This is a genomic window from Ferruginibacter sp. SUN002, assembly GCF_050611725.1.
Classification (GTDB): domain Bacteria; phylum Bacteroidota; class Bacteroidia; order Chitinophagales; family Chitinophagaceae; genus Ferruginibacter.
In genome coordinates, this window is sequence record NZ_JBODJB010000001.1 from 3157229 (window position 1) to 3170280 (window position 13052).

Here is a 13052-nt window from a genome sequence, read left to right on the forward strand (position 1 = left end):
TTTACAGTACCTGCCTTGTTCCTCCTTTAGGGGGCGGAGGGGGTAATCCAGTTTGCTTTGTATTCAATTAATTTTTCTTCCATCAATTTGTATGCTTTTGCTTTAAGGATAGTTACATCATTCAATGTTAATCCATCTACAGGTATTTCTTCCAAATAAACAGCTCTTGATCTGCCTGGTGTTAAAGAAAAAATGCTTTTATAATTCAGCCGATCATACGCATCTAAAAGTACAACAGGTTTTATGGGTGTTTGTGTTTCAATTGCAATTCTGAAAGCTCCGTCATAAAAATCCTTCAATGGCCTATTGGTCATATTAAAAGTACCTTCCGGAAAAATAACGATCGATATCCCTTTTTTAATGATCGCTTTTAACTGTAGTACACTTTTAGCTCTTGCTGCTGCATTATCTCTTTCAACCAATACCACTGCCTTTCTATACATAAAACCAAAGATTGGGATTTTGGCCATTTCCGCCTTACCCAATACTCTTATATGTTGGTTTCTGATAGCTTTCAATAAAAAAGGTATATCTATATAAGAGGTATGGTTAAATATAAAAACATACTGTTTGTTTCTATCGTGTGGACTTTTGTATAGGTTTTTATGAAAGATCCCCCAAAGCAGGGTAACACAATCGGTCCACCAATGGCATAGTTTGTAGATCATATTCCCACCACGGATCCGGCCAAAAAAAGACAGAAAAACGGCAATCGGAAAAACAATCAGCATAAATAACAAGAAAACCACAAATCCATAAATGGAAAAAATTGCCTTTAAGATAGTAAGAAAGTACTTCATTGTCCGATAACGAATATAGACCGAATGTTTTAAATAATTAATAATTAATGACTTACAAAATAACCAATGCCCTCCGATCAGTCATTTATTCAGCAAATAACTGTAAAATTACAACACTATAAAATTATCACTTGTCAATTACCGATTATTCATTGTATTTCCTTACCTTTGCCGTCCTAAATTTTGGAAATTATGTTAGCAATAGTAAAAATTGCCGGTCAGCAATTTAAAGTAAAAGCAGGCGATAGCCTATACGTTCCCCACATTGCAGGCAATGATGGCGATAAAGTGGAATTTTCTGATGTTCTTTTAACAGATAACGCAGGAACAATTTCAGTTGGTACAGGTGTTAAAGCTGTAGTAAAAGCGGAAATACTAAAAAGCCTTATACAAGGTGATAAAGTAATTGCTTTTAAAATGAAAAGAAGAAAAGGTTTCCGTAAAAAACACGGTCATCGTACTCACTACACACAAATTAAAGTAACAGATATAGCTTAGTTATAAGTGATAGGTTATAAGTAATAAGTTTACGCTTTGCACTTTAACTCTAACTTAAAATTAAAACTCAAAAATATGTTCTAAGAAGTAAGTGACTTATCACTTAAAACTTAAAACTTAAAACTTAAAAAAATGGCACACAAAAAAGGTGAAGGCTCGGTAAAAAACGGCAGAGATTCACAAAGCAAAAGATTAGGTGTAAAAATTTACGGCGGTCAACCAGCACTTGCAGGTAATATCATCGTTCGTCAAAGAGGTACTGTTTATCATCCTGGTAAAAATGTTGGTGTTGGAAAAGATTTTACAATCTTCGCATTAGCTGATGGAGTTGTAGAATTTAAGAAAGGTAAAGGAGATAAAAGTTACATTTCGGTTAACGCAGTAGAAGCCGCTAACTAAAAAAAACAAAAGTTTTTTTTGGTAGATTGAAAAATGTTTTTATTTTTAAGTATTATTTACTAACCAATTAAATTTAAAAAACATGGCAACTGCAAAAAAAGCCGCTAAAAAAGCTGCTCCAAAAAAAGCTGCAAAAAAAGCTGCTCCAAAAAAAGCCGCTAAAAAAGCTGCTCCAAAAAAAGCCGCTAAAAAAGCTGCTCCAAAAAAAGCCGCTAAAAAAGCTGCTAAGAAAAAATAAGTTTACTTCTAAAAAAGTAAAACGAATAAAAGAGTCTCTCAAGCAATTGAGAGACTTTTTTGTTACACTACTTTTACAAAAACTTATTTAGCTCCATCTCACTTATTACTCCGGAAAACTGATTTACATTTGATGCAATAAATTTCACTTCTCCCACATTCAATTTTTATTATTTTTGGAATATGGATAATTCACAGATTGCAGACTCCTTCTCACTTTTAGCCAAATTGATGGATATACACGGCGAGAATAGTTTTAAAGCAAAATCATATGCAGCAGCTGCATTTAATATCGAAAAATTAGAGGTTCAATTAAGTGAAATCGATCATGAAAAAATATCATCGATTAAAGGAATCGGCGAGTCATCTGCAAAAAAAATAATTGAAATTTTAACAACGGGGCAACTGCAAGCACTCAATGATATCTTACAAAAAACGCCAAAAGGTGTTGTAGAAATGTTGAACATAAAAGGTATTGGTCCGAAAAAAATTTCTGTGATATGGAAAGAAATGGAGATAGAAAGTATTGGAGAATTATTATACGCTTGCCAGGAAAACAGACTAAAATTATACAAAGGCTTCGGTGAAAAAACACAAAACAGCATCGAAGAGAATATTGAATTTTTTCTTCGAAACCAGGGAATTTTTCTTTTTTCGGAGGTTGAAGCCGTTTTTTTTCAAATAAATGCTTACCTCCAAAAAATATTTTTTCCACAAGTTATTAGTGTTACCGGAGCATATGCAAGACAAGAAAATACAATTGAAGCATTAGAGTTTGTAGTGAATGAAACGATCGAAGTAATCAAACAAAAAATGCAAACTGCAAATCCTCCTCAAGTATTGGAAGAGAATAGCGAAAACATTTTATTTAAGTTGACCAATGGATTGAAACTTCGTTTTTATACCGCAGATAATAATGTAGTTGAACGTATATTTTATACAACGGGCAGTGAGACATTCACGAATGCGTTTCTGAAAAAATACCCTTCTTCAAATTTCAATGTAGCGAATGCTGCAAGTGATAAAATTATTTTTGATACAGCAGGTATTCAATATATAGAACCCTATTTAAGAGAAACAGAAAGTATCATAGAATTAGCTGCTTCAAATTCGATCCCTGCAGTTATTCAACCAACAGATATCAAGGGAATCATACATAGCCATAGTAACTGGAGCGATGGAAGTTATACGCTTGAAGAAATGATAAAAGCTGCTATTGAAAAAGGCTTTGAATATCTGGTTATTTCAGACCACAGTAAGAGTGCTTTTTATGCCAACGGGCTTCAGGAAGAAAGAATAAAGGCACAGCATCAGTTAATAGATGAACTGAATGCTAAATATGCCCCGTTCAAGGTATTTAAAAGCATTGAGTCAGATATTTTGTACGATGGGAACCTGGATTATAGTAATAATATCCTTTCTACATTCGACCTGGTGATCGCTTCTGTGCATTCCATCTTAAAAATGACGGAAGAAAAAGCAATGCAACGGTTGATCACAGCCATTGAAAACCCATACACAACCATCTTGGGACATATGACGGGTAGATTATTATTAAGCCGCAAAGGCTACCCTGTTGATCATAAAGGTATCATAGATGCCTGTGCTGCTAATAATGTAGTGATCGAATTGAATGCTCATCCTCGCCGTTTAGATATAGACTGGAAATATATCGACTATGCCATTCAAAAGAATGTACTCATCTCCATAGATCCGGATGCACATACTATTGAAGGATATGATGATATCAGATATGGCGTATTAGCTGCACAGAAGGCAATGGTGACGCCTGCAAATAATTTAAGCAGTATGAGGTTGAAAGAGTTTGAGGAATTTGTGGTGAATAGAAAAAAATTGAAGGGGATTTAATCCTTATTTACTTTTTGCCTTGACGCAAAAAGTAACAAAAAAGTCAAGGACAAATAAATGGCTCCGCCTATTTGTCCGGCCAACGCCACATGACCAGATCACTTTTTCTACAATATTATTATGGACATTCCATTATGAAAATCACAAGTTCATTCTATCGCTTATAATTGTAGTATGGCTGTATTAGCTATAGGATTGTATATAACAAGTAATCGTACCGAGGTTGGGTTGAATATTAGTTATAGCGTGAAGTAGGTATATTTTAGAGAGTTTACCAATTTAATTATTTGTTAGGGTAACAAAAGCCTAAAACTTAATATCTCTAATTGTGTCAACAAAACGAAACATTCTCCAATTTCCACCCAAACCCCAAGTTTCATTCTTGTACTTATCTTTTTTGTAGAACCCTTTGGTGTTTTCTATTGAATCTTGCTTGTTATTATAGATAAGGTATATAGGATATTCGCTTGGCCAATTTGTCTTTAAATAATACCACCTATCGCATACATAACATGTATTATGAGAGGATGCGTCAGTAATACCAATTTTCGTTAACAGCCTAAACTCATTGGGATAAGAATCTTTGATATCAGGTATTCCAGTTTCCGGACCTGAATAAAACAAAGAATCAAGATGTTTATTGTTTCCGATTTTTTTTACAAGGCTATCCAAATCAGCTTTGTTAGTATAAAACCTATCAATAAGTTCTTTTGGACTACTGATTTGTTGACAACTTGCCAAAATGAAAGCAACAGTTATGATTCTAAAAGCAGCTTGAAACATTATAGATTATTTTGAATTGCATAAACAGGTAAATGCAATTTACATTTTTGCCTATTCAAATACTTTATTTTTCTTTAGCTCCTTAATGTTATAAGTCTTTATATCTACCTGTTTCCAATCCCCTGTCATATCTACTATCGCTATTTTTTTCACACAAACGGTATCTTCTTGGCAAGTGTAACTATATCTCTCATGGTCACTATCTAGCTTACCAATGTATAATCTAAAATTTACAGAATCCATTAAATATTCTGCATCAACACCTGCCGGGTTAATATTAAAAACTTCAACATTTAGAGTGTTGTTACAAACTTTAATAGTAGACTTATGCCTTTTAATACAGCCGACAAAAAGTGAACTCAATAATGCCATAAAGGCTATTTTATTTTTCATTTTCGGTACTTACACAAAGATAACAAAGGGTAGAATTTCTTTAAAAGCCCGGTGCACCAGGCCCTCCCGGAGGTCTATCTCCCAGAGGAACTTTATTATTTGTTGAGGTAGTTATCCCAAAACTTTTAAGCTTGTAAGTAAAAGTCAGCATAAAGTATTGTTGCAATACCTGGTTTCTAACATCTTCGATATACGTTGGATCAACAGTACGTGTAATGCTTTGATTTTGTTTTAAAAGATCGAATACAGACAATTTTAATTCGCCTGCCTGATTCTTTAAAAATTTCTTACCCACCGCTGCATTCCACAACCAATAGCTTTGATTAAAGCCACTGCTTAAACCACTGTAGGTTGCGTTAGATACATCATTTTGTAAGAACCATCCTTTCTTATCTAACAAGTTAACCTGCAATCTTGCATTTTGAGAAACATAGTTGGTATTTAATGCTGAGTTGATGCTATTCTTTGTATTGTTGAAATTCACATTGTATGAAAGATTATAATCAATATACTGACTGATATTACTTGCTAATACAACACCTGTGTTATAGGTATAATTATTCGATACAGAGCTTACACTATTCACTAGTCCTGGTGTTTTAGAATAGCTCACTCCACCACTCAGATTTAAAGTAGATTTTATAAAACTTAAAGGCATGGAATAAGTAAGCAAGGATCGAAGACTTATATAACCATCGAGATTGGTTGGTTTGCTTAATTGAGAGCCTTTGTACAGAACAATTCCGTTATCCAATAATGAATCGGCAGCAGCAATGTATGTTGCATTGGCTATATAATTGTCGGCCTGTTGCACAAATATATTTGCAAAAAAACTAGTGCTCTTTTGAGTATTATTGAACGTATATCTTCCTCCTATTGTATTGCTTACCTGTTGTTTAAGATCCGGATTACCTGCTCTTAGAAAAAGTATATTGCTATTATCGATCACATTTTGCAATTGATTAATTGAAGGCGTATTTGTATTAGCTCTGTAAAAAAGTCTGATGTTACTTTTCGGGCTTATCTTTTTACGCCACATCAGATTCGGTAATACATTATTGAAATTTTTATTTACCGAAAGAACATTCGGAAAAACCTGGTCGCTGTTCAATTCAAGATATCTGTAACTTACACCAACATTAAACATATTATCCTTATCTCCCACCCGGTAGCCAGCTTCAGTGGTATGTGAAATGGTTTTGTTATCAAATTTATTTGAATACGCCGTATCAAGTTCAGAATATTTATCTGTTACATCATCAAAACGAAAAACACGTTGATCTGATTTATTATTGGTTACAGATGGCGAATAGCTGAACTGCAATTGCCCTTTCTTTCCTATCGGTTCTGTATAACTTATGTTAGCTGCATAATTATTTCCATTTACCAGTTGATCTGTAAATTGATTGGTAGTAGTATCTAAATAAACAGATCCGCCTGTATAATATTTATTGTTAGAGTTCAGATATACATCGCCTTCTCTGTCATTGTACCCTGCTGTTAAATTCAGAGAGATCGTCCTTCCTTTTTTTGCAAAAGCATGTCTATAAAGCAAACTATTGCTTGAGTTATAACCAGATCTATCAGATCTGGTTGAACTATTTGCCGTACTTACCAGGTTGGTTGCCGTTACATATCTTGTACCTTCATTAGTTCTGTATGAACTGTTTTTTTGAAAGCTAATTGAAGGAGTAAAAGTCAAAGTATTCTTATCATCAATCTTATAATTCAATCGAAGATTTAATCTGTGATTGAAGTTGTTTGCAGATGATGTATTTGTTTCATCATAAAATTGATCATTCGCACCTTTAATAAAATATTGTGTGTTGGAATTTTGATTATTCCCTGTGTTGCTGTTGTTGAAGAAATAGCTTCCGGTAACATCTACCTTCTTACTCCATTGATCGGAATAATTAATACCGAATGCATTGGTTTTGCTAATGCCATTTGTTTGTCCGACTAAGAAATTATTACCCCCTCCGCCAAAGTTACCTCCACGATTTCCACCACCACCTCCGCCTCTTCCTCCGCCACCGCTGCTACTAGAACTGTTAACCCCTAATAGATCTTCTGACGAAAAATTTTGTTGGTTGATATTATTGAACATTCCCAATATGGAAATTCTTTGAGCGCCTTTGAATAAGTTTACATTACCACCTGCCGTATAACGATTATCCGTCCCATAACCTGCATAAACTCTACCGAATTGCCCATTGGCCATTCCTTTCTTAGTAATAATATTGATCGTCTTTACACTATTACCATCATCAAAACCTGTAAATGCGGCCTGATCACTCAGTCTATCAAACACCTGTATTTTGTCGATCACTTCTGCAGGTAAATTTTTAAGTGCGGCTGTAGCATCATCACCAAAAAAATCACGACCATCTACTGTAACTTTTTTAACCTGATCACCAAGTGTTGTTACATTACCTGAAGCATCTACACTAATTCCCGGCATTTTTTTTATAAGATCTTCTGCTGTTGCATCAGGATTTACTTTGTACTGACTCGCTGTAAATTCCGTGGTATCTCCTTTTTGTTTCACAGGTGCTACTTTTCCTACAACAGTCACTGCTTCAAGTGTAGCTGCTAATCTTGTAACAGGAATAACAATTGGTTGTTTATTACTTGCCTGCAAAACTATTTTTTGTGAGATATTTTCGTAATTCAAATTGCTAGTGGTCAACGTATAGCTTGTTGGATTAAGGCCTGTAAACGTAAACTCGCCTTTACTATCAGTAATAACAGTTTTTACAACACCTGAATCATTATTTGATTTTAAACGTATAGAGGAACCGACAACCGGTGTCTTATCTGTATTATCAATCAACTTACCTGTAAGTGTAATATCCTGAGCAAATACAAGGCTCACAAAACAGTTTAGCAATAGGAAAAGGCTTATTTTCTTTATCATATATGTTATTTGGATAGTATGACTATCAAATTCTTAAGAAGTTAATTTGCAAAGAACCACAATATCGTGCCAAAAGATTGTTAAACAAATGAAAATGATGAACGGTAAAAATCAGAATAAACCCAATTGCATTGAGTTTACATGTATAGAGGTTTTTATTTCAATTGTATTAGGATCTGCAGTGACCGTAAAAATTTGAGTGGGTTCATATCTTGATGCAACGATCACTTTTATATCATTGGCATGCGGGGCAAATAATGCTGATGCTATTTCCGGAGTATTATTCTCTTTCGATAAATGAGATAATATAAGATGCGACATAAAGGGTGGCCGATGCTTTACAAATAAGTCAAATGCCTGATCATTCGACAAGTGTCCTTCTCCTCCACGAATACGATTTTTCAAGTGTAAAGGATAACGTCCATTCTCTAACATGGCATCATCATAATTAGCTTCTAAAAAAATAGCGTGGCATTGTCTGAAGTAATTAATGACCTGATCGCAAACAATACCGATATCAGTGAAAACACCTACCGTAATTTTGTTATGGCTTATAATAAAACTATGAGGATCGATGGCATCATGCTTTTTTGCAAATGGAGTAACTGTTAATGTGCCGACTGTTACAGGCTCGTTTGCAAAAAATCTTTTAGATAGATGACCAATTAGTATAGGGCCGTTTTTGGCAGTATGTTCAGTAATGTAAACCGGCAGTTTGTATTTGTTAGCTAATGTTGAAACACCTTTGATATGATCTCCATGCTCATGCGATACAAAAATTGCTTTTACAGTTTGCATAGAAAGACCTAGCCTCTTCATCCGCTTTTCTGTTTCTCGGCATGAAAGACCTACATCTACCAAAACAGCATCGGTATGGTTGCCTACATAATAGCAGTTGCCATTGCTGCCGGAGTTAAGTGATGTAATAAATAGAGACATATGCTTGCAAAGATAATGATTTGATGATGTGAAGATTTGAAGATTGAATAACATTAATGACTCAACAATTATCCCATAAGTAACATTGACATTGACGAATTATCAGCCAATATGGCGAAATATAGAGGGAATAAGACTTTTAGTGATTGGGGTATGATTATTGAGGCTATTTAAAGCTGTATGGTGCCAACTGGTGCTTTAACAAAATGCAGTATTACTTAAACTAATTTTTGTTATGAAAAAAATCATTGGCTTATTATCGTTGGCAATTGGCTTTACTGCAATGTCTTGTACAAATGAATCTACCGAACCTAAGAAAGATGTCATTGTTGTTCCGGTTACAACACCTCCTAAAAAAGAAGTGATCATTGTTCCTGCAACTCCAACTCCCGATAAAGGAACGTCTGTTACTTTAGATAAAGGAGGTGTGAAAGTAGAAGTAAAAAAATAAGAACAAAGCTTTATAATATAGAAAAAGGATTGCAAATGCAATCCTTTTTCTATATTCATTATACAAATTAAAAAGAAGTGATCTTAATTTTTTTACCATTCACTTTTAAACTACGTCCGTTTTCATTCAGTAGTTTATCCTGTTTTGTTTCATCAGATAAAAGATCATTCAAATACTTAGCCACTTTAGCATCTGAAATAGTTACAGGCTTTCCTTCATACACGGCTTCTGAAATATAAGACTCAAGCATATTGCTGTAATTACTTTTGAACAATTGGGTTGTTGCATAAATATCGCAACCAATGATCTTATCGCCGGTAACAGCAAGCAAACCAACAATTGTGGTATCTGCATCAATTGTTTTGATAAACGCATCTTTGTATTCTTTTATTTCTTTGGTGTATTTCGAAGATTGCGACACTGCCGTGTAGGTACCCGTACTTGTTTCGGTTCCGTTTGAAGCATTTATATCCGAAACCTTATTCCATACCTGCGTCTGACTTTTCTCTTTTACAATACTTTTTCTAACAACATTATTGATACTACTATGATAGGTCGTAAAACTATAACCTGCTCCGGTAGCTGTAGTAGCCGATCCATTAGTATTCACATTCGACCCTGCCCATCTCCCATGCTCAACACAATACACTGATATAGGAATGGATTGTCCGGGATATATCAAGGTATCTTTTTCTATTACCCTATCTTGTTTACCTCCTTTAACAATATCTCCCATGCCGATTATGATCGTATCTTTTGAAGTGTTAGTAAATTTCAAAGTATTTACTTCTCCTGAAGCTGATATTTCTTTTACTGTGATTTTAGATTGTTGTAATGCTTTTTCTAATGTGGTATATTTTCCTACATCTTTTACAGCTTCGGCTAGTGAAGGCTTGGCTTTAATAAAATAAAGTTTTATTTTTTTGTGTGAGGTAACAAAATCCGTCTTTGCCGACTGCGAAAGATCTCCAAAAGGAATGAATAAATTTTCGCTATTTAATTGTGCCGCAGCATTGAATGTTGTCATTGCTACAATAGCAAGGGCTAAACCTTTAATTTTTTTCATATTAATAGTTTTTGTTCAATGAAAGTACTATCCGGACAAAGCCATTTGCAGGCACACTTGGTGAAACTGCCATTTGACTTGGTTGAGAACTGATGAAATAGCTATAAAAGATGTTATTTTGTATTACCGATGAAGCAACAGACTCATTTTAAATTATTGATCGTGTTATTACTCTTATTATACAGTGGAGTAACCGGTAACGTGTCTGCTCAAATGAATCAAACGGAAAAAATATCCCAGGCCGGAAAAAAGATTGAAAAGGGATATGCTAAAAACAATCAGGATACTGTTGCAAAAGGCCATTATGAGCTTGGAGAAAGTTTTTACAGAAGAGGCGAATTGGAAAAAAGTGAAGAGCAATATAAAAAAGCAAAAGCCATCTACGAAAAAACCAACAATGCAGTCGGTATTGCAAAAGCCAGCAGGTCGCTTGCCAAAGTGCAGGAAGATCTTCATAAAAATAAAGAAGCATTAGCTAATTATAAATTTGCTCAGGAAAATAATATAAAGGCCGGAGATGTTTCCTCAAAGGCTTTAAACTCAAACGATTTTCTTCGACTATCCAATCCGGACTCTACAAAACTTCAACAAAAACTCATAGAAGCCAATATTGATCTAGGTTTAAAAAACAAAGACACAAGTGAGGTGCTAACTTCTTACTCAAGAATGGCAGATATAAATTGGAACGGAACCGGTGCCGGTTATAATACCGTTGGGGCTTTAAACAACGCTTATAATTTATCTGTAAATGACCCTCCACAGGCTTTAAAAATCAATCAGCAATTAACGAGTGCCTATCTCAAAGACAAAAATTTTGACAAAGCAATTGAAACTAAGAAAGAGATATTAAAAGAACCATTTGTTGCAAATTCCACACAATTACAAGCCAGCGAAACAACCCTATTAGCAGACATCTATTTACAAAAAAATGATGACAGTACCGCAATCAGGCTACTGAATGAATCATACGCTTTATCAATAAAGAATGGGCATACATTGGAAGCGAAAAGAAATATTGAAAAATTGGATAGCATTTACAGAAGCAGCGGGCAAAAGGAAATGAGCTTGCAATTGTATAAAAGTTTCTTATCGCAATTGCCCGATATTATTGCTAAAGACAGTTCACTGATCGATAATAAGATCATTGAAGAAACCGTAGGTAAAATTCAAAAACTCGAAAGTGAAAAAGCCTTAAAAGATGCATTGATCAAAAGAAAAAACATTTTCAATTATTGGCTAATAGGGTCACTGGTTGTATTGCTGATCATTTCCGGTGTAACACTTTCTATTCTTAAAAAACTCAAAGTAAGAAATAAGAAAATTGCTTTACAATCTTTACGAAGGGAAATGAACCCTCATTTTATCTTCAATAGTCTTAATAGCATCAATCAGTTTATAGCTAATAATAATGAGTTAGAAGCAAATCAGTACCTTACAAAATTTTCTACTTTAATGCGTAGAGTGATGGAAAATTCAAAGGAAGATTTCGTGTTGTTGTCAAATGAACTGGAATTATTACAGAATTATCTTGAACTGGAAAAAAGCAGGTTCCCAGACAAGTTTAATTTCAAAATAAATGTAGATGATGAACTATATGCTAATGAACAGTTGTACATACCGGGTATGCTAATACAGCCACATTTGGAAAACTCTATCTGGCACGGCTTACGATACATAGAAGGGCAAGGACTTTTACAATTAAGTTTTTCTAAAAACCAGAATGCAATTGATATTGTCATTGAAGATAACGGCATTGGTATTGCGGGTAGTAAAAATGTAAAAACGGCCAATCAAAAAAAACATTCGGGAAGAGGCATTACCAATACAATGGAGAGAATAAAGATATTGAATGAGTTGTATCATCAAAAGATCACTTGTTCGGTAGAGGATAAACCTCAAACAAATCCCGGTGTATTGGTAAAGATCACTGTCCCTCTTTTAAAAAATATTGAAAATGAAAATTAAAGCTGTCATTGTAGATGACGAATCGATCGCAAGAGATGTGCTGGCCGGTTATCTGAAAAAATATTGCCCGATAGTAGAAGTTGTTGGTCAGGCACAAAATATTAAGGATGCCGTACCAATGATACAGTCGCTTCAACCTCAGTTAGTATTCTTAGATGTTGAGATGCCCTATGGCAATGCATTCGATATCCTGGAAGCTTGTCAGGATCAGCATTTCGAAACCATCTTCATTACCGCTTTTGCTGAATATTCATTAAAAGCACTGAACATGAGTGCAGCTTATTATATTTTAAAACCGATCGACATAACCGAATTGGTCTCTGCTGTTAATAAAATTCAGATGAGCATTCTTAAAACAGAAGAATTTAACAGAACACAGATACTGCTGGATAATTTAAAATTGAAACCGGAAAAACAGCAGATCATTTTACCTACCATGCAGGGCTTTGATGTGATCAAAACCGCTTCAATTACTAAACTTATAGCTAATGGAAACTTTACTGATGTTTATCTGGACAACGGATCAAAAAAAATGATATGCAAATTTTTAAAACATTTTGATGACCTGCTTGATGCTCCTTTTGTAAGAATACATCGTTCCTTTATTGTAAATGTAAATTTCATCAAATCGTATTCTAAAAGCGGAGGAGGCACTGTGCTGCTATCAGATGGATCTGAACTGGAAGTTTCTGCCACCTATAAAGATCAACTGTTGAAAATGTTCGAAGGGTAAAT

General features: G+C 34.4%; 13 protein-coding genes. 7 read left to right on the forward strand and 6 right to left on the reverse strand.

The window, feature by feature from the left end:
- Nucleotides 1-26: 26 nt before the first annotated feature.
- Nucleotides 27-800, reverse strand: coding sequence for a lysophospholipid acyltransferase family protein (locus tag ACQ33O_RS13480; RefSeq protein ID WP_430996117.1), 774 nt, complete (start codon nt 798-800; stop codon nt 27-29).
- 192 nt (nt 801-992) lie between these two features.
- Here ACQ33O_RS13480 and rplU point away from each other — a divergent pair, with 192 nt between their 5' ends.
- From rplU to ACQ33O_RS13500, 4 genes are all read left to right on the forward strand, one after another.
- Complete coding sequence (gene rplU / locus ACQ33O_RS13485; RefSeq protein ID WP_430996118.1) at nt 993-1298, forward strand: 50S ribosomal protein L21; 306 nt, start codon at nt 993-995, stop codon at nt 1296-1298.
- 132 nt (nt 1299-1430) lie between these two features.
- Entirely contained in the window at nt 1431-1697 is a 267-nt protein-coding gene (gene rpmA, locus ACQ33O_RS13490) for a 50S ribosomal protein L27 (protein ID WP_430996119.1), read from the forward strand.
- 82 nt (nt 1698-1779) lie between these two features.
- Nucleotides 1780-1935 carry a hypothetical protein gene (locus ACQ33O_RS13495; protein WP_193311540.1) on the forward strand — a complete coding sequence of 52 codons (156 nt, stop codon included), beginning with the start codon at nt 1780-1782 and terminating at the stop codon, nt 1933-1935.
- Between the two features lie 182 nt (nt 1936-2117).
- Nucleotides 2118-3803, forward strand: coding sequence for a helix-hairpin-helix domain-containing protein (locus tag ACQ33O_RS13500; protein WP_430996120.1), 1686 nt, complete (start codon nt 2118-2120; stop codon nt 3801-3803).
- Between the two features lie 306 nt (nt 3804-4109).
- Here ACQ33O_RS13500 and ACQ33O_RS13505 read toward each other — a convergent pair whose 3' ends face one another.
- From ACQ33O_RS13505 to ACQ33O_RS13520, 4 genes are all read right to left on the reverse strand, one after another.
- Nucleotides 4110-4586: a hypothetical protein gene (locus ACQ33O_RS13505; protein WP_430996121.1), complete on the reverse strand. Its 477-nt coding sequence runs from the start codon at nt 4584-4586 to the stop codon at nt 4110-4112.
- A 51-nt stretch (nt 4587-4637) separates the two neighbouring features.
- Complete coding sequence (locus ACQ33O_RS13510) at nt 4638-4979, reverse strand: hypothetical protein (RefSeq protein WP_430996122.1); 342 nt, start codon at nt 4977-4979, stop codon at nt 4638-4640.
- A gap of 40 nt (nt 4980-5019) precedes the next feature.
- Nucleotides 5020-7896, reverse strand: coding sequence for an outer membrane beta-barrel protein (locus tag ACQ33O_RS13515; RefSeq protein WP_430996123.1), 2877 nt, complete (start codon nt 7894-7896; stop codon nt 5020-5022).
- Nucleotides 7897-8007: 111 nt separating this feature from the next.
- Nucleotides 8008-8835, reverse strand: coding sequence for an MBL fold metallo-hydrolase (locus ACQ33O_RS13520; protein WP_430996124.1), 828 nt, complete (start codon nt 8833-8835; stop codon nt 8008-8010).
- 235 nt (nt 8836-9070) lie between these two features.
- On the opposite strand from ACQ33O_RS13520, the gene ACQ33O_RS13525 reads away from it, so the two are divergent.
- Nucleotides 9071-9286, forward strand: a complete 216-nt coding sequence (locus ACQ33O_RS13525; RefSeq protein WP_430996125.1) for a hypothetical protein — start codon at nt 9071-9073, stop codon at nt 9284-9286.
- A 67-nt stretch (nt 9287-9353) separates the two neighbouring features.
- Here ACQ33O_RS13525 and ACQ33O_RS13530 read toward each other — a convergent pair whose 3' ends face one another.
- Entirely contained in the window at nt 9354-10352 is a 999-nt protein-coding gene (locus ACQ33O_RS13530; protein WP_430996126.1) for an ARPP-1 family domain-containing protein, read from the reverse strand.
- Nucleotides 10353-10481: 129 nt separating this feature from the next.
- Between ACQ33O_RS13530 and ACQ33O_RS13535 the strand changes: the two genes are divergently transcribed.
- Together ACQ33O_RS13535 and ACQ33O_RS13540 are read left to right on the forward strand one after the other, a co-directional pair.
- Nucleotides 10482-12317, forward strand: a complete 1836-nt coding sequence (locus ACQ33O_RS13535; RefSeq protein ID WP_430996127.1) for a histidine kinase — start codon at nt 10482-10484, stop codon at nt 12315-12317.
- The gene (locus ACQ33O_RS13540) at nt 12307-13050 is read left to right on the forward strand and encodes a LytR/AlgR family response regulator transcription factor (RefSeq protein ID WP_430996128.1); all 744 of its coding nucleotides are present in this window, start codon (nt 12307-12309) and stop codon (nt 13048-13050) included. The genes ACQ33O_RS13535 and ACQ33O_RS13540 overlap by 11 nt, the downstream gene beginning before the upstream one ends.
- Nucleotides 13051-13052: the final 2 nt, after the last annotated feature.

Bases quoted from the DNA above. Each gene is read 5' to 3' on its own strand.
- rplU (WP_430996118.1), top strand. From the start codon at position 993: ATGTTAGCAATAGTAAAAATTGCCGGTCAGCAATTTAAAGTAAAAGCA.
- ACQ33O_RS13530 (WP_430996126.1), bottom strand. From the start codon at position 10,352: ATGAAAAAAATTAAAGGTTTAGCCCTTGCTATTGTAGCAATGACAACA.
- ACQ33O_RS13520 (WP_430996124.1), bottom strand. From the start codon at position 8,835: ATGTCTCTATTTATTACATCACTTAACTCCGGCAGCAATGGCAACTGC.
- ACQ33O_RS13500 (WP_430996120.1), top strand. From the start codon at position 2,118: ATGGATAATTCACAGATTGCAGACTCCTTCTCACTTTTAGCCAAATTG.
- ACQ33O_RS13505 (WP_430996121.1), bottom strand. From the start codon at position 4,586: ATGTTTCAAGCTGCTTTTAGAATCATAACTGTTGCTTTCATTTTGGCA.
- ACQ33O_RS13515 (WP_430996123.1), bottom strand. From the start codon at position 7,896: ATGATAAAGAAAATAAGCCTTTTCCTATTGCTAAACTGTTTTGTGAGC.
- ACQ33O_RS13540 (WP_430996128.1), top strand. From the start codon at position 12,307: ATGAAAATTAAAGCTGTCATTGTAGATGACGAATCGATCGCAAGAGAT.
- ACQ33O_RS13525 (WP_430996125.1), top strand. From the start codon at position 9,071: ATGAAAAAAATCATTGGCTTATTATCGTTGGCAATTGGCTTTACTGCA.
- rpmA (WP_430996119.1), top strand. From the start codon at position 1,431: ATGGCACACAAAAAAGGTGAAGGCTCGGTAAAAAACGGCAGAGATTCA.
- ACQ33O_RS13480 (WP_430996117.1), bottom strand. From the start codon at position 800: ATGAAGTACTTTCTTACTATCTTAAAGGCAATTTTTTCCATTTATGGA.
- ACQ33O_RS13495 (WP_193311540.1), top strand. From the start codon at position 1,780: ATGGCAACTGCAAAAAAAGCCGCTAAAAAAGCTGCTCCAAAAAAAGCT.
- ACQ33O_RS13535 (WP_430996127.1), top strand. From the start codon at position 10,482: ATGAAGCAACAGACTCATTTTAAATTATTGATCGTGTTATTACTCTTA.
- ACQ33O_RS13510 (WP_430996122.1), bottom strand. From the start codon at position 4,979: ATGAAAAATAAAATAGCCTTTATGGCATTATTGAGTTCACTTTTTGTC.